Below are 21,289 nucleotides of genomic sequence, written 5' to 3' on the forward strand. Positions count from 1 at the left end.
TCACGTCATCGGCGCAGGCCGAGCCGCTCGATGAGCGACCGGTAGCGGTTGATGTCCTTCTTCTGGACGTAGTTGAGCAGCCGGCGGCGGCGGCCGACCAGCAGCAGCAGCCCGCGACGGCTGTGGTGGTCGTGCTTGTGCACCTTCAGGTGCTCGGTGAGCTCGGCGATCCGCTTGGTGAGGACCGCGACCTGCACCTCCGGCGAACCGGTGTCGCCCTCGGCGGTCGCGTACTCCGCGCGGATCGTGGCCTTGGCTTCCTGGTCGAGCGCCATGTTCTCCCTGTTTCAGTGGGTTGTCCAGTGGTGTCCGTCGTGTCGGGCTTTCGCACCGGAGAAACGGACCGGTTCCTCGCACCCGCGGCGTCGTGCAGGCACGCGAGGCACCACGTCGGTCAGCCGACGTCTCCACCACACTACCAGCACGTCCGGATCGTCCGTACCAGGCCGCCGCAGACCGGTGCCGGGACCGCTCAGGCCAGCGCCCGCCGGGTCCGCTCGACGTCCTGGCGGATCTGGGCGACCAACGGCTCGACGCCCTCGTAGCGGACCTGCCCACGCAGGTGCGCCACGAAGTCCAGGGCCAGCCGCTCGCCGTAGAGGTCGCCGTCGAAGTCCAGCACGTACGCCTCGACCCGCCGCTCCCGCCCCGAGAAGGTGGGGTTGGTGCCGATCGACACGGCCGCCATCAGTGGCTCGGGCCGCCCCCGGCGCACCAGGCGGGCCGCGTAGATGCCGTCGGCGGGCACCGCCGCGTACCGGTGGCAGAGCAGGTTCGCGGTGGGGAAGCCCAGCTCCCGCCCGCGCTGGTCGCCCCGGACCACGACTCCCTCCAGGCGGTGCGGCCGGCCCAGCGCGGCGGCCGCCGCCCCCACGTCGCCCGCGTCGACGCAGGAGCGGATGTACGTGGAGGAGAAGACGGTCCCCGCCTCGGCGACCAGGGGCGCGCCCTCGACGCCGAAGCCGAACGTGCGGCCGAGCCGTTCCAGCAGCGCGACGTCGCCGGCCGCCTTGTGACCGAAGCGGAAGTTGCCCCCCACGACGACCCCGGCGGCGTGCAGGTGCTCGACGAGGATGTCGTGCACGAATGCCTCGGCGGGCAGCCGGGAGAACTCGGGAGTGAACGGCACCACGCAGAGCACGTCGACGCCGAGCGCCTCGATCAGCTCCGCCTTGCGGGCCGGCTCGGTGAGCACGGCCGGGTGCGAGCCGGGACGGACCACCTCGGCCGGGTGCGGGTCGAAGGTGACCACCACGGACTGGACGCCCAGCTCACGGGCCCGCGCCACGGTGTGCCCGATGGTCGCCTGGTGCCCCTTGTGCACGCCGTCGAAGACGCCGATGGTGACGACGGACCGCCCCCAGCCGCCGGGCGCCGCGTCGTACCCCCGCCACCGCTGCATTGCTCTCCTCCCCTGCTCCCCCGCCGGCCGTCGACGGGCCGGCGGTGACGACACCCGAGCCCGGCCGTCAGGCCGGAGCGAGCACGATCTCCGCGCGGGCCCGACCGCCCCGCTCGCTGACGATAGCGAGCAGCCCACCGGCCGGGTCGTACACCGCATACGGCCCGGCGATCCCCACCGGGTCGAGCGGCCCGCCGTGCGACAGCGTCGCGGCCTCGGCGGCGTCGGCGTCGCGACGCGGGAAGAACCGGTCGGCCGCCGCGGCGAGCGGCAGGTTGACCACCTCCGGCGCGCTTGACTCCAGGTCGTCGAGGGTGGCGGCCTCCGCGAGGGTGAAGCCCCCCACCGCGGTACGCCGCAACGCGGTCAGGTGGCCCCCGACGCCGAGCGCCAGGCCGGCGTCCCGGGCGAGGGCGCGGATGTACGTCCCGGACGAGCAGGTCACGTCGACGTCCACGTCGACCACGTCGGGCTGGTCCCGGCGGATCGCCAGCACGTCCAGCCGGGACACGGTGACCCGGCGGGCGGGCAGGTCGACGCTCTCGCCCTCGCGGACCCGCTTGTACGCCCGCTGGCCGTCGATCTTGATCGCGCTGACCGCGCTGGGCACCTGGTCGATCTCGCCGGTGAGGGCCGCGAACGCGGCGTGGACCGCCTCGTCGGTCACCGTTCCGGCGGGCGTGGTGGCGATGACGTCACCCTCGGCGTCGTCGGTGACGGTGGCCTGCCCCAGGCGGACGGTGGCGGTGTAGCTCTTGCCGGCGCCGATCACGTACGTCAGCAGGCGGGTGGCCCGCCCGACGCCGATCACCAGCACCCCGGTGGCCATCGGGTCGAGCGTGCCGCCGTGGCCCACCCGGCGGGTACGCGCCAGCCGGCGGATCCGCGCCACCACGTCGTGCGACGTCATGCCGCCCGGCTTGTCCACCACGATCAGACCGTCAGTGCTCACGACCGCCAAGCCTGCCAGACCGCCGCACGCCGACCCGCCCCGGTACGCCCGGAGAAAACGGGGCGACGCGTCTCGCGCCGCGCTGCGACGATGTCCGCAACGACGTCCGTCGGTATGCCGGGCGTCCGGACCACGGGGAGACATCGATGCGACAGACCCGCGACAGCCACACCGGCGCGGCCAGCGACGGCCGGCCCTGGCAGCGCACCCCGCAGCAGCCGTCCGCCCTGCCGGACTGGATGCGCGACCCGCCGCCTCCGCGCCGAACCCTCGGCGTGCGGGTCGCGGAAACCGTCGAGGCGCTGCCCGGCGCGCGCCGGCTGCGCGAGCGCTGGTGGGCCTGGCAGCAGCGGCAGAAGCTCTACCAGCGCTACCCCAACACCGTGAAGATCGTGGCCTTCTTCGTCTGCTGGGCGATCGCGCTGTTCCTCGTGCTCGCCGTCTACGGGCTCCAGCAGATGGCCTGACCGGTGCCGGCGGCGGGCGGTCTCCGGTCAGGCGCGGACCGCGCCGACCACCGCCCAGCCGCCGGAGCGGAGCCGCAGCAGCAACGCGACCAGGCGGATCACCACGAAGAGCGTGAGCCCGGCCCAGATGCCGCCGAGCCCCAGGCCGAGCCCGTACGCCAGCCAGATCGCCGGCAGGAACCCGCCCAGGGCCGCGACGATCGTGAGGTTACGCAGGTAGCGCACGTCCCCGGCGCCGATCAGCACCCCGTCGAGGGCGAAGACCACACCGGCCAGCGGGAGCATCCCGACGAACCACGGCCACGCCACCATGGCCTGCTCGCGTACCTGCGGATCGGAGCTGAACCAACCGGGGACGACACCGGCGCCCGCGGCGACGAGGAGGGCGAACGCGGTGCCGCAGACGCCACCGAGCAGGCCGATCCGGCGGGCCAGGGCGCGCGCCCCGATGTCGTCGCCGGCGCCCAGCGCGGCGCCGACCAGCGCCTGGGCGGCGATGGCGAGAGCGTCGAGCACCAGGGCGGCGAAGAAGAACAGTTGCACGGCGATCTGGTGGGCGCCGACCGCGGCGGCGCCGAAGCGCGCGGCGACGGCGGTGGCGGAGAGGAAGCTGGCCTGGAAGGCGACGCCGCGGATCAGCAGGTCGCGGCTGAGCACGAGCTGCTGCCGGATCACCGTCGGGCGGGGGCGCAGGGCGACCCGCTCGGCGGCCAGCGCGCTGACGAAGAGCACGCCGGAGAGCGTCTGGGCGGTCACGTTGGCCACGGCCGAACCGACCAGGCCGAGCCCGGCCGGGTAGACCAGCAGCGGGCAGAGCAGCGCGGAGAGCAGGTTGGGCCCGAGGACGTACCACAGGGGCCGCCGCGTGTCCTGGACGCCGCGCAGCCAGCCGTTGCCGGCGGCGGCGAGCAGCAGCCCGGGGGCGCCCAGCGCCGCGACGCGCAGCCACTGCGCGGCGGCGTCGGCCACCGCACCGCCCTCTCCGGCGAGGGTACGCGCCAGCGCGCCACCGCCGAGCTGCATCCCCACCGCGACCAGCACCCCGATGCCGAGTGCCAGCCAGGACGCCTGGACGCCCTCGGCCACCGCCGCGGCCCGGTCACCGGCACCGAAGCGGCGGGCCGACCGCCCCGTGGTGCCGTACGCGACGATCGCGCCGAGCCACGCGACGAGGGTCAGCACCGTGCCACCGACGGCGAGCGCGGCGAGGGGAACCTGGCCGAGGTGGCCGACGACGGCCGTGTCGACCAGGACGTAGAGCGGCTCAGCGGCCAGCACCACGAGGGCCGGCAGGGCGAGTGCGGCGATCCGGCGCGGCGACGCGGGCCGGGTGGCGACGACGGTGGGCTGACTCATCGCCGCCGATCCTGGCACGCGCCAGGTAAGGGACGCAACAACTCGCAGTGCTTACCGGGTGGTGTCTCCCGGTGTGGGTCGCCGGACACGGTCGACGCCCGGCTCCGACGGCGTACGGGCCGTCCGGCCGGGCGTCAGCCGATCGACGTCAGCGTCACTGACGGGTGTCCATCGAGGTCTGCAGCGCGCGGCGCATCTGCTCGCGGGCCTCGTCGGTGCTCTCGGGCTTGGGCTTGCTCGGCATGGTGGTGATCCCTTCCAGGGTGTGGGTCACCGAACGGCGACACGCACGGAGTCGTCCTGCTGCTGTGCGCCCGCAGCGGTCCGGGATCACCGGAGCGGCCGATGGGCGGCGCTAGCCGGGGTCGGTCCGACCCTGGAGGGAGGCGACGCCGGGTGCGGCCCCACCGCCCGTGACCAGGCGCCACCAGGGGCGCCGGCCAGTTCCCAAGCTATCGTTCAGGTCCACATGCTTCGCCGTGCTTCCCGCCATTCGGACAGCCGGAACGCCGGCTCACCGGGCCAGGAAGTGCCAGCCCAGCCACCACCAGAAGCCCAGGAGTCCGATCCGGCCCACCGGCACCGAACCCACCTCGTAGCGCGTCACGTACGCACACACGTCGCCGAGGGTCGGGATCCGGGAGCCCTCCCGGCGCGCCGCCCACTCCACCGCGGCGAAGAGCACCAGCGACGCCAGGAAGCCGCCGATCGCCAGGGCCCGCATCATCGCCGCACCAGGCCCCAGAACGCGGACAGCCAGCCCAGCCAGGCCGCGGACCGGACCAGCCGGTCCTCCAGCAGGGGGTCGGCCAGCCGGGAGAAGGTGGGGAAGTCGTCCCCCGCCGCCATCACGAAGGTGGCGCCCTCAAAGACCACGAAGACCACCACCGGCAGGGCCCACCAGGCCGCTCCGGCCCCGAGCCGGTGCGGTGCGGGACGGCGCGGCACCCGATTGCTCAGACCGAGCCAGATCAGTACGCCCCCGGTGCCGAGCGTGTAGAGATTGGCTTCGGTCGAGAAGGACGCGAACCGGCCGCCGACCAACGAGAGGCAGACGAGCACCGGCACGGCCACGGCCGGCCGGTCCCAGGCGCGGGGCGCCTCGACGGTGAGGTCGTGGGGTTGCTCCATCCCATGATTCTCCCCGCGTTCACACACGGCGGGAAGGTGGACACCCCCCGGAGCTGTCCCTGATCTTCGGAGGGCTCAGGCGGGGCCGGGCGTGACGAGAGCGGCGCCGAGTTCGGCACGGATGCTCCCGACGACCTCCTCGACGGTGCCGTGCCCCGTGAAGCCGGCGGCGAACCGGTGGCCGCCACCGCCCAACGCGACCGCCACCCGGGACACGTCGACGGCGCCCTTGCTGCGCATGGACACCGCCCACCCGTCCGGCCCGGTCTGCTTGACCACGCAACTCACGTCCGCCTCGGCGGTGCACCGCACCGAGTCGATCAACGCCTCCAGCACGTACGGGCGCTGGTCGTGCCGGGTCAGGTCGTCGAGGGTCGCGTACGTCCAGACGAGACCGTGCCCACCGGCGGCGTCGGGCTCCAGCCGAGCCCGGCCCAGCACCTCGCCGAAGAGGCGGACGGCGCCGAACGGCCGGGTGTCGAAGATCCGTCGGGAGATGTCGCCGGGGCGGATGCCGGTGGCGAGCAGCCGCGCCGCCATCGCGTGGACCGCCGGGGTGGTCGCCTCGAAGCGGAAGGAACCGGTGTCGGTGCTGAGCGCCACGTACAGGCACTCCGCGATGCCGGCGTCCAGCGGCACCCCGAGGCGGGTGAGCAGCTCCTCGACGACCACCGATGTGGCCGCGGCGTGCGGGTCCACCAGGTTGACGCCGCCGAAGCGGGTGTTCGACGCGTGGTGGTCGAGCACCAGCGCGGTGCCGGCGGTCTCCAGCCGGTCGACCAGCTCACCGAGGCGCGACTCGCTCGCCGCGTCGAAGCAGACCACGAGGTCCGGATCGGGGTACGCCTCGGTCGCCGGCACCAGCAGGTCCAGACCGGGCAGGCCACGGAACGGCTCCGGCACCTCGGGCGGGCCGGGGAACGTCGCCCGCAGCTGCCGGACACCCCGGTGGCGCAGCCCCAGGCCGAAGGCGAGCATGCTGCCCAGCGCGTCCCCGTCGGGGTTCACGTGGCAGATCAACTGCACCCGGGCGTCCGGCGGCAGGTCCCGGACAGCGGCGACCGCGGCGGCCCACTCGGCCTCCGTCGGACCGGCCCCGGGCGGAATCGCCCCCGCCGGGGCCCGGTCGACCGTGAGGCCGGTCGAGCCGGCCGCGGAGCTGGTCACCGCCCGGTCCGGGGCGAGGTGTCGTCCTCGGCGTTCTCGTCGGTGTCCTCGGCGTCGGTGTCCTCGTCGACCTTGTACGGCTGGGGCTCGCCCGCGTACTCGGCCCGGGCGGCCAGCCGCTGCACCTCGGCGTCGGCGTTACGCGCCTGCGCGAGCAGATCGTCGATGTGCTTGACCTGGTCCTGCACGTCGTCCAGGACGAAGGTCAGGGTCGGCGAGTGCCGAAGCCCGAGCGCCTTGCCGACGGTGCTGCGCAGCATGCCCTTCGCGCTCTCCAGGGCCGCCGCCGTGCCCGCCTGGGCCGCCGCGTCGCCGAGCACCGTGTAGAAGACGGTGGCGTCGCGCAGGTCGGCGGTGATCCGGGCGTCGGTGATGGTGATCATGCCGAGCCGCGGATCCTTGATCTGGCTCCGCACCACCGACGCGACCAGTTCCCGCACCCGCTCCGCGTGCCGGCGTACCTTGGCCGGATCCGACATCTCGCCACCTCCACGGCGTCCCGCTCCCGGCCGCCGGACGACGCGGAACGTCACCGGCCGACCGGCCAACATCTCGAACACTACCTTCGCCGCCCGCGCCCCCGGACGTCACCGTCGGTGTCGCGGACCACGCCCCTACCAGTGACCACACGCCTCCGCAGCCGGTCGCGCCGTCACGCCCGGTGACGCCGGTCGGGACCGGCCCGGCCGGGGCGGCCCCGAGCGGCTAGTCGTCCTCGCCGTAGAGGCGCCGTCGCACCGAGAGCAGCTCGGCCTCGGGCCGACCGGCCACCAGGCGCTCACAGGAGTCGAGCACCTCGCGGACGTGCGCCGCCTCGGCGGCCACCGCCGCCACGGCGATCTCCGCCCGACCGTGCAGGTCGAGCGCACCCACCTCGGCGGCCGACACCTCGAAGCGACGCAGCGCCGCGACGATCGGCCGTACATATGATCTCTTGGCCTTGAGCGACCGGGAGTCGCCCGGCAGAAGCAGGTCGAAGACCGCGGTTCCGGTGAACATCACTCAGGACGTTACGGACAACGCCGGACATGATCAAGGGGTTTACGCCAGACCGGCGTAAACCCCTCGACCACTGTCGTCAGCCGCGGATCAGGCGCGAACCTTCTCCCGCATCTCGAAGGTCTCGATGATGTCGCCGACCTGGACGTTGTTGTAACCACCCAGGGTCAGACCACACTCGAAGCCCTCGCGGACCTCCGTGGCGTCGTCCTTGAACCGCTTGAGCGAGCTGACGGTGAGGTTGTCCGCCACCACCGCCCCGTCGCGCAGCAGGCGCGCCTTGGCGTTGCGCCGGATGACACCCGACCGGACGATGCAGCCGGAGATGTTGCCGATCTTGGACGAGCGGAACACGTCGCGGATCTCCGCGGTGCCCAGCTCGACCTCCTCGTACTCCGGCTTGAGCAGGCCCTTGAGCGCCGCCTCGATCTCCTCGATGGCCTGGTAGATGACCGTGTAGTACCGGATCTCCACGCCCTCGCGGTCGGCCATCTCGCGGACCTTGTTGGAGGCCCGCACGTTGAAGCCGATGATCGTGACCGGCTCCGACGAGGCGCTGGCGAGCATGACGTTGCTCTCCGTGATCGCGCCGACACCCCGGTCGAGGACCTTGAGCTGGACCTCCTCGGGAATGTCGAGGTTGAACAGCGCGTCCTCGAGCGCCTCCACGGAACCGGAGACGTCGCCCTTGAGCACCAGGTTGAGCGAGGTCTTCTCGCCCTCCTTGAGCTGCTCCATGAGCGTCTCGAGAGTCGCCCGGCCACGGGAGTTGGCGAATGCCGCCGCCCGCCGCCGCGCCTGCCGCTGCTCGGCGATCTGCCGCACCGTGCGGTCGTCCGCCGCGGCGAGGAAGGTGTCGCCGGCGCTCGGCACCGCGGTCAGACCCAGGACGAGGACCGGACGTGCCGGACCCGCCTCGGCGACCTGGTTGCCGTTCTCGTCGAGCATCGCCCGAACCCGGCCGTGCGCCCCACCGGCGACGATCGAGTCGCCCGCCCGCAGGGTGCCCTTCTGCACCAGCACCGTCGCCACCGCACCGCGGCCCTTGTCCAGGTGCGCCTCGATGGCCACACCCTGCGCCGGCCCGTCGATCGGAGCGGTCAGCTCCAGCGACGCGTCGGCGGTCAGCAGGACGGCCTCGAGAAGCTCCTCGATGCCGATGCCCGGCTTGGCTGCCACGTTGACGAACATGGTCTCGCCGCCGTACTCCTCGGCGACCAGGCCGTACTCGGTCAGTTGCTGGCGGACCTTGTCCGGGTTGGCCTCCGGCTTGTCGACCTTGTTGACCGCCACCACGATCGGCACGTCGGCCGCCTTGGCGTGGTTCAGCGCCTCGATCGTCTGCGGCATGACGCCGTCGTCCGCCGCGACCACCAGGATCACGACGTCCGTCACCTGGGCACCACGGGCACGCATGGCGGTGAACGCCTCGTGACCCGGGGTGTCGATGAAGGTCACCGCGCGGTCGTTGCCCTCGTGCGGGACGTGGACCTGGTAGGCACCGATGTGCTGGGTGATGCCACCCGCCTCGCCGGCCACGACGTTCGCCTTACGGATCGCGTCGAGCAGCTTGGTCTTACCGTGGTCGACGTGACCCATGACGGTCACGACCGGCGCACGGGTGACCAGGCGCTCCTCGGCGACCTCGGCGTCGAGGTCGATGTTGAACTGCGCGAGCAGCTCGCGGTCCTCGTCCTCCGGGCTGACGATCTGCACGTCGAAACCGAGGTGCTCACCCAGCAGCAGCAGGGTGTCGTCGGAGCACGACTGGGTCGCCGTCACCATCTCGCCCAGGTTGAACATCTCCTGGACCAGCGAACCCGGGTTGGCGTTGATCTTGTCGGCGAAGTCCGACAGCGAGGCGCCACGGGAGAGCCGGACGACCTGACCCTGACCCCGGGGAGCACCCGAGCTCATGGTCGGGGCCGACAGGTTGTCGAACTCCTGTCTGCGCTGCTTCTTGGACTTGCGACCGCGGGTCGGCCGGCCACCCGGACGCCCGAAGGCACCCGCGGCGCCGCCGCCACGGCCACGACCGCCGCCACCTGGACGACCACCGCCACCGGCCGGGGCACCCGGACGGAAACCGCCACCGGGAGCGCCGCCACCGCCGCCGCCACCGGGACCGCCACGGTAGCCACCGCCACCGCCGCCGCCACCGGGACCGCCGCGGAAGCCACCGCCACCACCAGCGCCCCCGCCACCGGGACCGCCGCGGAAGCCACCGCCGCCGCCGGCGGGACGACCAGCGCCGCCACCGGGACCGCCACGACCGCCACCGGGACCGCCGGGGCGACCCGTGGTCGGACGCTGGCTCGGCATGGAGGCCGGGCTGGGCCGCGGGGGCATGGAGGCCGGGCTCGGCCGCGGCGGCATGCCCGCCGGGCTGGGCCGGGGGCCACCGGCACCGGCGGCCGGCGGCCGCTGCTGGCCGCCCTGGATACCGAACGGGTTGTTACCGGCGCCGCGCGCCGGCGGACGACCGCCCGGGCGGGCACCCGGACCCGGGGTCGGCGCGCCGGGACGACCGGCGGCCGGCGTACCGGGACGCGAAGGAGCCGCGTTCGGGCCCGGACGCGGACCCGGACGGGGGCCACCCTCGGTGGGGGGCTCCCGACGGACGTTCTCACGCTGCTGCTGGCGAGCGGCCTGCGCGGCCTTGACCGCGGCCTCCTGCTCGGCCTTCAGCGCGGCGGCACGCGCCTCCGCGGCCGCCACCTCGATGTCGTGTGCGCTCGCCGGCTTGGCGACCGGGGCCGCCGGCTGCGGCGGGCCGGGAACCGGGCCCTTGGGCTTCGGACCGGGTGCCGGCGCGGCCGGCCGCCGCGGCGGCATCGGCTTGGCCGAGACCCGGGGTGCGCCCGGGGTCGGGGACGGGGACGGCGTCGGGGTCGGTGCCGGGCTCGAGGCCGCCGCCGGCGTGGCGGTCGGCGCCGAGGAACCACCGGCGGACGCGACGAAGGCGCCACGCAGCCGTCGGGCGACAGGCGCCTCGACGGTGCTGGACGCGGACTTGACGAACTCGCCCATCTCCTTGAGTTTGGCGAGAACGGTCTTGCTTTCGACCCCGAGCTCCTTGGCTAGCTCGTGTACGCGGGCCTTACCTGCCACTGCACTCCTCACTCCGAGGTCGTGCGGGCAGCACCCGCAGCGACCTCACTCCTGCACTTGAAGCCTGGTCATTTCAGGGACTTCATCGTGTGCTCATGTCGGTCGTCCTACCTTGCTAGCGACCCTCGTCCGCTCGGGTTGACCGGACGTAGTGGTTGGCGCTTCGACGTGCTCCGCCAGCTCCCGGTGGTCAGGGACCCCGGTCACGCGCAGCGCCCGCCCGAAGGCGCGCCGCCGCACTGCCTGCGCGAAGCAGGCCGGATCCGGGTGCATGTTCGCTCCCCGACCCGGCAGTATGCGGGCCGGATCAGGTCGGAGGCTGTGTCCAGCCTCGTCACCAACCGCGACTATCCGCAACAACTCGCTGGCCGGCGCACGTCGCCGGCAACCCACACAGGTGCGCACCGGCGCCACGCGTCGTACCACTGGGGGAAGTCTACCCCTAGCTGCCCGAGATCGCGCCGCCCGGCTCCGGGACGTGATCAGCTCCGCCCCGGTTGGCCGCACCCGCCTGCTCCGCGTCGGACCGGATGTCGATCCGCCAACCGGTCAGACGGGCGGCAAGGCGGGCATTCTGCCCCTCCCGGCCGATCGCCAGCGACAGCTGGAAGTCCGGAACGGTCACCCGTGCGGCCCGGCCGGCCAGGTCGACCACCTCGACCCGCAGGGCCTTGGCCGGCGAGAGCGCGTTGCCGACGAACGTCGCCGGGTCGTCCGACCAGTCGATAATGTCGATCTTCTCACCGTGCAGCTCGCTCATCACCGCCCGCACCCGCTGCCCCATGGGGCCGATGCAGGCGCCCTTGGCGTTCACACCGGGGGTGGTGGACCGGACCGCGATCTTCGTCCGGTGACCTGCCTCACGTGCGATGGCGCCGATCTCGACCGTTCCGTCGGCGATCTCCGGCACCTCCAGGGCGAAGAGCTTCTTCACCAGCGCCGGGTGCGACCGGGACAGCGTGATCTGCGGCCCGCGCATTCCCTTGGCGACGTGCACCACGACGCAGCGGATCCGCTCGCCGTGGGCGTACCGCTCGCCGGGCACCTGCTCCGACTGCGGCAGGACGCCCTCCAGCTTGCCCAGGTCGACGCTGACGATGCCCTTCTCCGCCCGCGCCTCGTGCGCCTGCACGACGCCGGTCACCAGGTCGCCGTCGCGGCCCACGTACTCGCCGAAGTGCACCTCGTCGGTGGCCTCCCGCAGACGCTGGAGGATCACCTGCTTGGCGGTCATGGCGGCGATCCGGCCGAAGTCGTGCGGGGTGTCGTCCCACTCCCGCACCACGGTGCCGTCGTCGTCCATCTCCTGCGCGTACACCAGGGCCGCGCCGGACTTACGGTCGATCTCCACCCGGGCGTGGGACTCCGCGCCCTCGGTGTGCCGGTAGGCGGTCAGCAACGCGGTCTCGATCGCCGCGAGGATCGTGTCGAACGGGATCTCCCGCTCGCGCTCCAGTGCGCGCAGCGCCGCGAGGTCGATGTTCACCTCTCCTCGTCCTCCACATCATCGTCGTCGTCAAAGTCGTCGGTGTCGCCGGCGTCGTCGGCCTCGTCCACCGCCTCGTCGAGGCGGGTGAACTCCACCTGCACCCGGCCGGGGCCGAGGTCGGAGTACGTGAACTCCGCGGGGCCGGCCTCGGTCTCCAGCGTCACCCGCTCGTCGTCGGCGGCCAGAATGCGGCCGGTGACCTGCCGGTCGGCGCCCTCCGCGGCGCGGGCGGTCACCTTGACCAGCCGGCCGGCGTTGCGCCGCCAGTGGCGGGGCAGGGTCAGCGGCCGATCCACGCCCGGCGAGCTGACCTCGAGCTGGTACTCGCCGGCCACGATGTCGCCGCCGGCCTCCTCGGCCTCGTCCAGCGCGGCGGAGACGGCCCGCGAGACGTCGGCGACCGCGTCCAGGTTGACGCCGCCGTCCGCGTCCACGATCACCCGCACCACGTGCCGGCGACCGGCCCGGGAGACGGAAAGGTCCTCGAGGTCGTACCCGGCCGCGGTGACCACGGGCTCGATGACCTCGCGCAGGCGGGCGCGCCGGGCGGCGAGGTCACCGCGCGGCGCGCGCTCCCCGCCGCGGGGACCCTCGGGACGCCGCGGTCGCCCGGTCGGCCCCGTCGGCCTGGTGGCCCGGCCACGCTGCGTCATCTGGCGCACCCTTCTCCTGCTCGCGGCGTCCGGTCGGGCGCCATGCCGGCACGCCACCGGAGCGATCGCGCCGGTGGCGTGCAGAGCGTAACGCGCCGGTCCGGCACCGGCCCGGGCGGCGCACCGACGCCGATGACCCCGGGACCGGCCAGGATGGTGTTGACTTGTCCGGTGGCGACGGGAAGAACGACAGAGCGCGACGGTGCAACCGGACATTCGCGGCGTAACCTGCTGCGAGCCGGTGCCCTGCTGGCACTCGGCGGCGCGACGACGTCGCTGACCGGCTGTGATCCTTTCGACCGCGACGGAGACGCGGCACCGGCGCCCGACCCCCTCGCGCCGCTGGTCGAGGAGGCGCTCGCGCTCGCCGCGGCCCACACCGACGCCGCCGCCGCGCACCCCACGCTGGCCGGCCGGCTCACCCCGATCGCCGAGGCGCACCGCGCGCACGCCGCCGAACTGGCGCGGCTGTCCCGCACCGCGCCGCCCTCGGCGTCCGCCCCGGCGTCGCCCGCGACCGAGGGTGCCCCGGCCGCCGCGCTGGCCGCCCTGCGGGATCGCGAGCGCGCCGGCCGGGAGAACGCGACGAAGGCCTGCGCGGAGGCACCGGCGGACCGCGCGGCACTGCTCGCGTCGATCGTCGCCGCCCGCGCCACGCACGTGGAGGTGCTGCGATGACCGCGCCGTCCGGTCCCGCCGAGGCGCTCGGTGCCGCGCTGGCCGCCGAGTACGCGGCCATCTGGGCCTACGGCCCGATCGGCGTACGCCTCACCGACGCTGCCCGGACCGCGGCGCGGGAGGCGGAGGCCGCGCACCGGCGTCGCCGTGACGCGCTGGTGGTGCAGCTCAGCACCTCCGGCGGCACCGTCCCGGCGGACCGCGCCGGGTACGCGCTGCCGTACCCGGTGACGGACCGGGCGAGCGCGCTGCGCCTGGCGGTGGAGGTGGAGGAGCGCACCGCCGCGTTCTGGCGGGCGGCGGTCGCGGCGACCACCGGCCCGGACCGGGACCGCGCCCTCGCCGCCCTGGTGGACTACGCGGTCCGGGCGACCCGGTGGCGGCGGATCGCGGGGGTCACCCCGTCGACCGTGGCGTTCCCCGGCCGTCCTACCTGAGGTCGCGTCACCCCCGGGCTGAGCGCTCCGGTTGCGGTCCGCATACCAGGTATGCATACTCCGTGAGGTGTCCATCCGTCACGGCCTGCTCGCCCTGCTCGAACGTGGCCAGATGTACGGCTACCAGCTGCGCGCCGCGTTCGAGGAGTCGACCGGATCCACCTGGCCGCTGAACATCGGGCAGGTCTACACCACCCTCGCCCGGCTGGAACGCGACGGGCTGGTCCGCTCGCTGCCGGAGAGCGAGGCGGGGCAGCGCCCGTACGAGATCACCGACGCCGGCCGGGCCGACCTGACCCTGTGGTTCGCCACCCCGATCAGCCGCACCGACCGTCCCCGGGACGAGCTGGCCATCAAGCTCGCGCTCGCCCTGACCACCCCCGGCGTCGACGTGCGGTCGGTGGTGCAGACCCAGCGCAGCGCCACCATGCGGACGCTCCAGGAGTTCACCCGACTGAAGTACGCCAGCGACCGGCCGGAGGACCTGCCCTGGCGTCTGGTGCTGGACGCGATGGTGTTCCAGGCCGAGGCGGAGGTCCGCTGGCTGGACCACTGCGAGAGCAGCCTGGTGCGGTACCGGCCGACCACGACCGGCTCCCCGGGCCCGCCCGGAACGGTCCGGGCGGCCGGAACCTCCGGGGCGGTGGAGCGGACGGACCAGGAGGCGCGCCGGTGACCACGGCCGACGACGCGGTCCTCGACGTCCGCGACGTGCACCGCACCCACGGCGCCGGTCCGGCGGCCGTGCACGCGCTGCGCGGGGTCAGCCTCACCGTCGCGCCCGGCGAGCTGGTCGCCGTCATGGGCCCCTCCGGATCGGGCAAGTCGACCCTGCTGGCCCTGGCCGGCGGCCTGGACAGCCCGAGCGCCGGCCAGGTGGTCGTGGACGGCCAGGTGCTCGGCGACCTGGACCGGCGCCGTCTCGCCCGGCTGCGCCGCCGTCGGGTCGGCTACATCTTCCAGGACCTCAACCTGATCGCCAGCCTCACCGCCGTGGAGAACGTCGCGCTCCCCCTCGAACTGGACGGGACCGGCGTACGACCGGCCCGCCGCCTCGCCCTGGACGCGCTGGCCGAGGTGGGCCTGCCCGACCTGGGCGACCGCTTCCCGGACCAGCTCTCCGGCGGCCAGCAGCAGCGGGTCGCCATCGCCCGGGCCCTGGTCGGCGAGCGCCGCCTGGTCCTCGCCGACGAGCCGACCGGTGCGCTGGACTCGCAGACCGGCGAGGCCGTGCTGCACCTGCTGCGCCGACGGGTCGACGCCGGGGCGGCCGGGGTGCTGGTCACCCACGAGGCCCGGCACGCCGCGTGGGCGGACCGGGTGGTGTTCCTGCGGGACGGGGTGCTGGTCGACTCGACCGCGCCCCTGGGCGACGTGGCGCAACTGCTCACCGGCAGCGGTCGGTGAGGCCGGACCGGCTCACCGGCACGGCCGGATCGTGGCGGGTCGCGCTCCGGGTGGCCCGGCGGGAGGCGCGGCGGGCGCGCGGGCGTACGGCGTTGATCCTGGTGATGATCGTCCTGCCGGTGCTGGGCCTGTCGTTCACCGCGGCGACCTGGGACATGTCGGAACTCACCCGGGCGGAACGGATCGACCGCCAACTCGGCGCCGCCGACGTGGAACTGCTGCCGGCCATGGCGGAGCCGATCGTGCAGACCGGGTGGGGTGACGGGTGGGGCCCCCGCGACGGCGAGAGCGCGGTGGCCGGCCCGGTCGATCCCGCGACGGCCGCCGGACTGCTCCCGGCCGGGTCCCGGGTGCTGCCCGTGCAGCGACAGACCTACTTCGAGGCCCTGGTCGGCGACCGTGTCGACGACACCGTGGCGGCCCGGGCCGTCGACCTGACCGACCCGCTCGGACGCGGGCTGGCCCGGTCCCTGCGCGGCCGGGCTCCGGTGGGCTCCGACGAGATCGCGGTCAACGACGTCGCGTCGGACCGGTTGAAGGTCCGCCTCGGGGGTCGGGTGACGTCCGGGGACGGCTCGCGCACCTGGACGGTCGTCGGGGTGGTCGAGTTCCCGGACCATCTGGGCCCGGTCGTGGCGCTGCCGCCGGAGGCACCGGCACGACCGGGAGGCGCCGAGACCACCCTGCTGGTCGACCTGCCCGGCGCCGTCGACGCCGACCTGGTCCGGCGGCTCAACGACCACGGCTTCGTGGTGCAGGCCCGGATTCCCGTGCCAGGTCCGCCGCCCGGGACGGAGGCCCGGTACGGGAACTTCCCCTCGGCGGTGGACCTGGAGGGCATGAGCACCGCCGTGCTCGTCGGCGGGCTCGGGCTGCTGGAGGTCGTGCTGCTCGTCGGGCCCGCCTTCGCGGTGGGCGTACGCCGGCGGCGTCGGGACCTGGCGCTGGTCGCGGTGGCCGGTGGGGACGCCGTCCACCTGCGCCGGATCGTCCTGGCCGACGGGCTGGTGCTGGGTGCGGTCGGCGCCGCCGTGGGCGTGCTGCTCGGCGTCGCCACGGCCGTGGCGTTCCGTCCGCTGAGCGAGCGGTACCTGTTCCAGGCGCGCTTCGGCGGGTACCGCTTCATGCCGGAGGCGCTGCTGCTGATCGCCGCCGTCGCGGTCCTGGCCGGCGTGCTCGCCGCGCTGGTGCCGGCGTGGACGGCCGCCCGGCAGGACGTGGTGGCGGGACTGGCCGGGCGGCGCACCCCGGCGGCGTACCGGCATCGGTGGCCGGTGCTCGGCGCGGCGCTCGTCGCGGTCGGTGCCGGCATCGCCGCCGTCGGCGCGAACCGGACGTCGCCGACGGTGGTCCTCGCCGGCCTGGTCCTCGGTGAACTCGGACTGGTCTGCGCCACCCCGGCGCTGGTGGGGCTGATCGCCCGCCTCGGCCACGCCCTGCCGGTGGCGCTCCGGATCGCCCTGCGCGACGCCAGCCGCAACCGGTCCTCGGCCGCCCCGGCCATCTCGGCGGTGATGGCGGCGGTGGCCGCGAGCGTCGCCCTCGGCGCCTACATCGCCAGCGAGGACGCCCGCGACGCGCGGATGTACGAACCGAGCCTGCCGGCCGGGAGCGTGCTCGTGGGCCGGACGGACCCGAGGGACCCGACCGGCCCGCCCGACCACGACCGGGTCGTCGAGGCGGCCCGGCAACACCTCGGCAGCGCGGTGACTCCCGTACCTGTGGTGGAGGCCAGGTGCGCGACCGGCGCGGCGTGCCAGGTGCTGCCGGTCCTGCCGCCGGACCGGGTCTGCCCGTGGTTTCCGGGGGCCGAGCTGAGCGAGGGCGACCGCCGACGGGCCCGGGCGGACGAGCGCTGCCGGGGCGGCCCGGACGACGTCTACGGGGCCTACTTCGAGGTGACCGTGGACGACGGCGGATCCCTGCCGATCCTCGTCGGAGCGGATCCGTCCGCGACGGCGGCCGCCACGGCCGTGCTGCGGGCCGGAGGGGCGGTGGTGACCGATCCGCGCTACGTGGTCGACGGTCGGTTGACGGTCGGCGTGGACCGCACGGCCGACCCCGAGGTGACGACCACCGACACCACCACCGTCACCGGGTACGCGTTGGACGTGGACCTCGTGGTGCCACGCCTCGTGCTCTCCCGTCCGGCCGCCGACCAGCTGGGCCTGACCCCGCGGCACACGGGGTGGGCGTTCACCGCCGACGGCGTGACCGACCCGGAGCGACGGAACCGGTTCGCCACCGCGCTCCGGCCGGTCGGCGGGGTGCATGTGACGGTCGAGGGCGGCGACCCGCAGACCCCCGTCCGCCCCTTCCTGCTCCTGCTGGCCGTGGCGGCCGGGGTGATCGCCGTGGGCGCCACCGGCGCGGCCACCGGCCTCGCGGCGGCCGAGGGCCGCGCCGACCTGTCCACCCTCGCGGCGGTCGGTGCCGGACCGGGCGTACGCCGGGTCCTCTCCCTCTGCCAGGCCGGGGTGATCGCCGTGGTCGGCTCGCTGCTCGGGGTCCTCGCCGGCCTGGGAACGGCCCTGATCATCCTGACCGCCGTCAACCGCCACCACGCCGGCACCTGGCCGGTCGAGCCCGCGTTCCCGCTGGTGGTCCCGTGGAGCACGCTCGGCGTCCTGGTCGTGGTGCCGCTGGTCGCCATGTTCGGCGCCGGCCTGTTCACCCGTTCCCGGCTGCCGGTCGAGCGCCGTCTCGACTGAGGTCGGGAGATGACCGGTCCGGGGGTGCCGCGCGGGGCGGCCAGCCGGCACACTGACTCCGTGTCCGTACTGGGAACCCTCACCCGCCGCGTCGGTCACCACCGCTGGTTCGGTGCCGCCGCCCGCCTGCTCGTCCCCGCCGACCGGATGGTCGGCCGGCTCACCCGGGGTCGGGTGGTCGCCCTGGGGCTCATTCCCTCGCTGGTCATCACGACGGCCGGCCGCCGCTCCGGGCTGCCGCGCAGCAACCCCCTGCTGTACGTGCCGGACGGCGACGCGTACGTGGTGATCGGCTCGAACTGGGGCCAGACGCACCAGCCCGGGTGGGCCATGAACCTGCTCGCCGACCCGACCGCCGAGGTGGACGTCAAGGGGCGCCGGCTCCCGGTACGCGCCGAGGTGGCCACCGGCGCCGAACGGGAACGGCTGTGGCAGCTCCTGGTCAGCGAGTGGCCCGCCTACCGCACGTACGTCGAGCGGGCCGGCGGCCGGGAGATCCGCATCTTCCGGCTGGTGCCGACCGGGCGCGGCGTGCCGGCCGGACCGGACGGCCGCGGCTAGGGTCTGTGTCGAAGTCCTCGGTCGAGCCGGCGTGAGGTGAGCGGCGTGGACGTGCGGGACGGGGCCGACGAGGCGTACCTCGACGATCCACGGTGGACGGTGGCGGAACGGGTCGCCAACGCCGCACAGCGGCGTTTCCCCGCCGACGTGCTGGCCGTGGCGGTGCACGGCCCGCTGGCCCACGGCGACGACGACGGCGGTGGCGACGGTGAGGTCGGGCTGCTGGTGGTGACCTACCGGCCGGGCGGCGGACCGCCCGCGTCGACCCGGCGGGTCGACGGTGTCCTGGTCGACCTGACCGTGACGGCCGCGGACGACTACCTCCGGCAGGCACAGGTGATCACGGCACTGTGGCCGCTGACCGCCGACCGGTACGTCACCACCCGGGCCCTGCACGACCCGACCGGCTGGCTGCGGACGCTGCGTGACGAGCACCTCGGCCGGCTGGCCCGGGCGCGACCGGCCGAGTTCAGCACCGCCGCCCGCCGGGCCTGGTACCGGGGCAGCGCGGCGCACGCCCGGGCCGCCCGGCTGGCCGAGTGGTACGAGACGGACCAGGCGCTGCTGATGCTCGGCGAGGCACGGCTGGCCGCGGCGACGGTGCACGGCCTGCTCAGCCGCACCTACTTCCGCGACCCCGGTGACGCGGTACGGCGTACCGGGCTGGCCGGCGCGGACATGACCGAGGTGGGCGCGGTGCTGGCCCGCCAGGCCGAGGAGCTGGCCGCCCGGGGCCGCCCGGTGGACGGCACCGTCGACGACCTGCTCGACGGCTGACCGGCGCCTACAGCCCGCCCTGGACGCCGATCAGGGCGCCGATCCCGTACGTGGCGGCGGCGGCCAGCGCGCCGAGCAGCAGCTGACGCAGGCCGCCGAGCAGCCAGGACCGGGCGGTGAAGCGGGCGACGACGGCACCGGCGACGAACAGGCCCACCCCGCCGACGGCCAGCGCCAGCCACAGGCTGGTCGCGCCGAACAGGTACGTCAGCAGCGGCACCAGGGCACCGACGGAGAAGAACAGGAACGACGAGATCGCGGCCGCCCACGGGCTGGGCTGGTCGTCGGGGTCGACGCCCAGTTCCTCCCGGACGTGGACCCGCAGGGCCTCCTCCGGGTTGCGCCGCACCGCCTGGGCGACCTGCATGGCGAGGTCCTGCGGGAGGCCCCGTGCCACCCACGCCTCGGCCAGCTCACGCGCCTCCGCCTCCGGGTGCCGCTCCAGCTCCCGCCGCTCCTTGGCCACCTCGGCGGCGACCTGCTCGTTGGCCGACCGGACGCTCGTGTACTCCCCCAGGCCCATCGAGATCGCGCCGGCCACCAGGCCCGCGGTGCCGGTGAGCACGATGCTGCGGGGCGAGACACCGCCGCCGCCCACGCCCGCGATCAGGGCGATGTTGGTGACCAGACCGTCCATCGCGCCGAACACCGCCGGACGCAGCCAGCCCCCGGACACGTCCGCGTGGTGCGCCTCCCGCAGCGCCGCCGGGGTGTCGGTCACGGCAGGGTCAGAATCTCGTGGCCGTCCTCGGTCACCACGATCGTGTGCTCGAACTGCGCGGTCCACTTCCGGTCCTTGGTCACCACGGTCCACCCGTCGTCCCACATGTCGTACTGGTAGGTGCCGAGGGTGATCATCGGCTCGATGGTGAACGTCATGCCCGGTTCCATGACGTCGGTGGGCCGCGGGCTGTCGTAGTGCGGCACGAAGAGCCCGCTGTGGAAGGCCTCCCCGATGCCGTGCCCGGTGAAGTCCCGGACCACGCCGTAGCCGAAGCGCTTCGCGTACGACTCGATCACGCGGCCGATCACGTTGATCTGGCGACCGGGCGCGACCGCCCGGATGCCGCGCATCATCGCCTCGTGGGTGCGCTCGACCAGCAGCCGCGCCTCCTCGCTCACCTCGCCCACGCAGAAGGTGGCGTCGGTGTCGCCGTGCACCCCGTCGAGGTAGGCCGTGACGTCCACGTTGATGATGTCGCCGTCCTGCAGCACGGTGGAGTCCGGGATGCCGTGGCAGATCACCTCGTTGAGGCTGGTGCAGCAGGACTTGGGGAAGCCCTTGTAGCCCAGCGTCGACGGGTACGCGCCGTGGTCGCAGAGGAACTCGTGCACCACCCGGTCGATCTCGTCGGTGGTCACACCCGGCTTGCAGTACTCCCCGGCGAGCTGGGTGGCGCGCGCCGCGAGCCGCCCCGCCACGCGCATCTTCTCGATGGTCTCCGCCGTCTGCACGTGCGAGCCACGCCACTCACGGGGACGTGACTTGCCCACGTACTCCGGTCGCGGGATGTGGGCGGGCACAGGCCGCAACGGGGAGAGCGTGCCTGGGGTCAGCGGCGCACGGACGGTCATGACACAAGCCTATCGCCGGCCATCCGGGTGACCGGCGCCACCGCCCGCCGCCGGCGGTTGTTGCCCCGCCAGGTCCGCTGTGCCATGGTGTCTCCGTGGATCAAGGGGGCGCACCTCCCGTCTTCTCCGCCAGCGCGGAGCTCGACGGCGATCACCTCCGTGTCGTGGTGACCGGCGAGGTGGACATGGCCACCGCCGACACGATGTTGCAGACCGCCCTGCGGGAGCCGGCCCGGCGGGTCACGCTCGACCTGCGCGCGGTCACCTTCTTCGACTCGGCCGCCATCCACGCCGTCGTACGGCTCGCCCAGCAGTTCCCCGGCACGCTCGACGTGCTGCCGTCACGCCAGGTCGGTCGGGTGCTGGAGATCTCCGGCCTGGGCGACCAGGCCTGGCTCCGCGCCGTCTGACCGGTC

At 74.3% G+C, this 21,289-nt stretch carries 24 protein-coding genes; 9 read left to right on the forward strand and 15 right to left on the reverse strand.

What is annotated here, in order from left to right; translation table 11 throughout:
* Nucleotides 1-5 precede the first annotated feature (5 nt).
* The 3 genes from rpsO to truB form a co-directional block, all read right to left on the reverse strand.
* Nucleotides 6-275 (reverse strand): 30S ribosomal protein S15, encoded by a 270-nt coding sequence (rpsO, locus tag ACIBR0_RS09085; RefSeq protein WP_088963411.1) that lies wholly within the window; start codon nucleotides 273-275, stop codon nucleotides 6-8.
* Between the two features lie 197 nt (nucleotides 276-472).
* Nucleotides 473-1,402, reverse strand: coding sequence for a bifunctional riboflavin kinase/FAD synthetase (locus ACIBR0_RS09090; protein ID WP_396713724.1), 930 nt, complete (start codon nucleotides 1,400-1,402; stop codon nucleotides 473-475).
* 67 nt (nucleotides 1,403-1,469) lie between these two features.
* Nucleotides 1,470-2,312: a tRNA pseudouridine(55) synthase TruB gene (truB, locus tag ACIBR0_RS09095; RefSeq protein WP_396713831.1), complete on the reverse strand. Its 843-nt coding sequence runs from the start codon at nucleotides 2,310-2,312 to the stop codon at nucleotides 1,470-1,472.
* 188 nt (nucleotides 2,313-2,500) lie between these two features.
* Between truB and ACIBR0_RS09100 the strand changes: the two genes are divergently transcribed.
* On the forward strand, nucleotides 2,501-2,821 hold the full coding sequence (locus ACIBR0_RS09100; protein ID WP_357037391.1) for a hypothetical protein: 321 nt from the start codon (nucleotides 2,501-2,503) through the stop codon (nucleotides 2,819-2,821).
* Between the two features lie 27 nt (nucleotides 2,822-2,848).
* On the opposite strand, the gene ACIBR0_RS09105 is transcribed toward ACIBR0_RS09100, so the two are convergent.
* The 10 genes from ACIBR0_RS09105 to rimP form a co-directional block, all read right to left on the reverse strand.
* Nucleotides 2,849-4,177, reverse strand: a complete 1,329-nt coding sequence (locus ACIBR0_RS09105) for an MATE family efflux transporter (RefSeq protein ID WP_396713726.1) — start codon at nucleotides 4,175-4,177, stop codon at nucleotides 2,849-2,851.
* Between the two features lie 514 nt (nucleotides 4,178-4,691).
* Nucleotides 4,692-4,901 carry a DUF6186 family protein gene (locus tag ACIBR0_RS09110; RefSeq protein WP_357037797.1) on the reverse strand — a complete coding sequence of 70 codons (210 nt, stop codon included), beginning with the start codon at nucleotides 4,899-4,901 and terminating at the stop codon, nucleotides 4,692-4,694.
* On the reverse strand, nucleotides 4,901-5,308 hold the full coding sequence (locus ACIBR0_RS09115) for a hypothetical protein (protein ID WP_357037788.1): 408 nt from the start codon (nucleotides 5,306-5,308) through the stop codon (nucleotides 4,901-4,903). Before ACIBR0_RS09115 ends, ACIBR0_RS09110 begins: the two co-directional genes overlap by 1 nt.
* Nucleotides 5,309-5,383: 75 nt before the next feature.
* Complete coding sequence (locus tag ACIBR0_RS09120) at nucleotides 5,384-6,415, reverse strand: bifunctional oligoribonuclease/PAP phosphatase NrnA (RefSeq protein WP_396713833.1); 1,032 nt, start codon at nucleotides 6,413-6,415, stop codon at nucleotides 5,384-5,386.
* A gap of 56 nt (nucleotides 6,416-6,471) precedes the next feature.
* Nucleotides 6,472-6,954, reverse strand: coding sequence for a 30S ribosome-binding factor RbfA (gene rbfA / locus ACIBR0_RS09125; RefSeq protein ID WP_396713728.1), 483 nt, complete (start codon nucleotides 6,952-6,954; stop codon nucleotides 6,472-6,474).
* A 226-nt stretch (nucleotides 6,955-7,180) separates the two neighbouring features.
* Nucleotides 7,181-7,474, reverse strand: a complete 294-nt coding sequence (locus ACIBR0_RS09130; protein ID WP_396713730.1) for a DUF503 domain-containing protein — start codon at nucleotides 7,472-7,474, stop codon at nucleotides 7,181-7,183.
* Nucleotides 7,475-7,564: 90 nt separating this feature from the next.
* On the reverse strand, nucleotides 7,565-10,585 hold the full coding sequence (infB, locus tag ACIBR0_RS09135; protein WP_396713732.1) for a translation initiation factor IF-2: 3,021 nt from the start codon (nucleotides 10,583-10,585) through the stop codon (nucleotides 7,565-7,567).
* A 93-nt stretch (nucleotides 10,586-10,678) separates the two neighbouring features.
* Nucleotides 10,679-11,011 carry a YlxR family protein gene (locus ACIBR0_RS09140; protein WP_396713734.1) on the reverse strand — a complete coding sequence of 111 codons (333 nt, stop codon included), beginning with the start codon at nucleotides 11,009-11,011 and terminating at the stop codon, nucleotides 10,679-10,681.
* Nucleotides 11,012-11,027: 16 nt separating this feature from the next.
* The gene (gene nusA, locus ACIBR0_RS09145) at nucleotides 11,028-12,071 is read right to left on the reverse strand and encodes a transcription termination factor NusA (protein WP_396713736.1); all 1,044 of its coding nucleotides are present in this window, start codon (nucleotides 12,069-12,071) and stop codon (nucleotides 11,028-11,030) included.
* Nucleotides 12,068-12,727 (reverse strand): ribosome maturation factor RimP, encoded by a 660-nt coding sequence (rimP, locus tag ACIBR0_RS09150; RefSeq protein WP_396713738.1) that lies wholly within the window; start codon nucleotides 12,725-12,727, stop codon nucleotides 12,068-12,070. Before rimP ends, nusA begins: the two co-directional genes overlap by 4 nt.
* A 228-nt stretch (nucleotides 12,728-12,955) precedes the next feature.
* On the opposite strand from rimP, the gene ACIBR0_RS09155 reads away from it, so the two are divergent.
* From ACIBR0_RS09155 to ACIBR0_RS09185, 7 genes are all read left to right on the forward strand, one after another.
* Complete coding sequence (locus ACIBR0_RS09155; protein ID WP_396713835.1) at nucleotides 12,956-13,405, forward strand: hypothetical protein; 450 nt, start codon at nucleotides 12,956-12,958, stop codon at nucleotides 13,403-13,405.
* Complete coding sequence (locus ACIBR0_RS09160; protein ID WP_396713740.1) at nucleotides 13,402-13,842, forward strand: ferritin-like domain-containing protein; 441 nt, start codon at nucleotides 13,402-13,404, stop codon at nucleotides 13,840-13,842. The genes ACIBR0_RS09155 and ACIBR0_RS09160 overlap by 4 nt, the downstream gene beginning before the upstream one ends.
* 67 nt (nucleotides 13,843-13,909) lie before the next feature.
* The gene (locus tag ACIBR0_RS09165) at nucleotides 13,910-14,518 is read left to right on the forward strand and encodes a PadR family transcriptional regulator (protein WP_396713742.1); all 609 of its coding nucleotides are present in this window, start codon (nucleotides 13,910-13,912) and stop codon (nucleotides 14,516-14,518) included.
* Nucleotides 14,515-15,249 (forward strand): ABC transporter ATP-binding protein, encoded by a 735-nt coding sequence (locus tag ACIBR0_RS09170; protein ID WP_396713744.1) that lies wholly within the window; start codon nucleotides 14,515-14,517, stop codon nucleotides 15,247-15,249. Before ACIBR0_RS09165 ends, ACIBR0_RS09170 begins: the two co-directional genes overlap by 4 nt.
* Nucleotides 15,246-17,960 (forward strand): FtsX-like permease family protein, encoded by a 2,715-nt coding sequence (locus tag ACIBR0_RS09175; protein ID WP_396713745.1) that lies wholly within the window; start codon nucleotides 15,246-15,248, stop codon nucleotides 17,958-17,960. The genes ACIBR0_RS09170 and ACIBR0_RS09175 overlap by 4 nt, the downstream gene beginning before the upstream one ends.
* 60 nt (nucleotides 17,961-18,020) lie before the next feature.
* Nucleotides 18,021-18,521, forward strand: a complete 501-nt coding sequence (locus tag ACIBR0_RS09180) for a nitroreductase/quinone reductase family protein (RefSeq protein ID WP_396713747.1) — start codon at nucleotides 18,021-18,023, stop codon at nucleotides 18,519-18,521.
* 51 nt (nucleotides 18,522-18,572) lie between these two features.
* Nucleotides 18,573-19,298, forward strand: coding sequence for a nucleotidyltransferase domain-containing protein (locus ACIBR0_RS09185; protein WP_396713836.1), 726 nt, complete (start codon nucleotides 18,573-18,575; stop codon nucleotides 19,296-19,298).
* Between the two features lie 7 nt (nucleotides 19,299-19,305).
* Here ACIBR0_RS09185 and ACIBR0_RS09190 read toward each other — a convergent pair whose 3' ends face one another.
* The gene (locus ACIBR0_RS09190) at nucleotides 19,306-20,019 is read right to left on the reverse strand and encodes a VIT1/CCC1 transporter family protein (protein WP_396713749.1); all 714 of its coding nucleotides are present in this window, start codon (nucleotides 20,017-20,019) and stop codon (nucleotides 19,306-19,308) included.
* Nucleotides 20,016-20,873, reverse strand: coding sequence for a type I methionyl aminopeptidase (map, locus tag ACIBR0_RS09195; RefSeq protein ID WP_396713751.1), 858 nt, complete (start codon nucleotides 20,871-20,873; stop codon nucleotides 20,016-20,018). Before map ends, ACIBR0_RS09190 begins: the two co-directional genes overlap by 4 nt.
* 95 nt (nucleotides 20,874-20,968) lie before the next feature.
* On the opposite strand from map, the gene ACIBR0_RS09200 reads away from it, so the two are divergent.
* A complete protein-coding gene (locus tag ACIBR0_RS09200; protein ID WP_357033862.1) occupies nucleotides 20,969-21,283 on the forward strand; it encodes an STAS domain-containing protein in 315 nt (104 codons plus the stop codon).
* Nucleotides 21,284-21,289 lie beyond the last annotated feature (6 nt).

The sequence above is a fragment of the Micromonospora sp. NPDC049497 genome (assembly GCF_044465805.1).
Lineage (GTDB): Bacteria > Actinomycetota > Actinomycetes > Mycobacteriales > Micromonosporaceae > Micromonospora.

Bases quoted from the DNA above. Each gene is read 5' to 3' on its own strand.
- rbfA (WP_396713728.1), bottom strand. From the start codon at position 6,954: ATGTCGGATCCGGCCAAGGTACGCCGGCACGCGGAGCGGGTGCGGGAA.
- ACIBR0_RS09090 (WP_396713724.1), bottom strand. From the start codon at position 1,402: ATGCAGCGGTGGCGGGGGTACGACGCGGCGCCCGGCGGCTGGGGGCGG.
- ACIBR0_RS09115 (WP_357037788.1), bottom strand. From the start codon at position 5,308: ATGGAGCAACCCCACGACCTCACCGTCGAGGCGCCCCGCGCCTGGGAC.
- rpsO (WP_088963411.1), bottom strand. From the start codon at position 275: ATGGCGCTCGACCAGGAAGCCAAGGCCACGATCCGCGCGGAGTACGCG.
- truB (WP_396713831.1), bottom strand. From the start codon at position 2,312: ATGACGTCGCACGACGTGGTGGCGCGGATCCGCCGGCTGGCGCGTACC.
- ACIBR0_RS09110 (WP_357037797.1), bottom strand. From the start codon at position 4,901: ATGCGGGCCCTGGCGATCGGCGGCTTCCTGGCGTCGCTGGTGCTCTTC.
- rimP (WP_396713738.1), bottom strand. From the start codon at position 12,727: ATGACGCAGCGTGGCCGGGCCACCAGGCCGACGGGGCCGACCGGGCGA.
- ACIBR0_RS09160 (WP_396713740.1), top strand. From the start codon at position 13,402: ATGACCGCGCCGTCCGGTCCCGCCGAGGCGCTCGGTGCCGCGCTGGCC.
- ACIBR0_RS09105 (WP_396713726.1), bottom strand. From the start codon at position 4,177: ATGAGTCAGCCCACCGTCGTCGCCACCCGGCCCGCGTCGCCGCGCCGG.
- ACIBR0_RS09130 (WP_396713730.1), bottom strand. From the start codon at position 7,474: ATGTTCACCGGAACCGCGGTCTTCGACCTGCTTCTGCCGGGCGACTCC.
- ACIBR0_RS09100 (WP_357037391.1), top strand. From the start codon at position 2,501: ATGCGACAGACCCGCGACAGCCACACCGGCGCGGCCAGCGACGGCCGG.
- map (WP_396713751.1), bottom strand. From the start codon at position 20,873: ATGACCGTCCGTGCGCCGCTGACCCCAGGCACGCTCTCCCCGTTGCGG.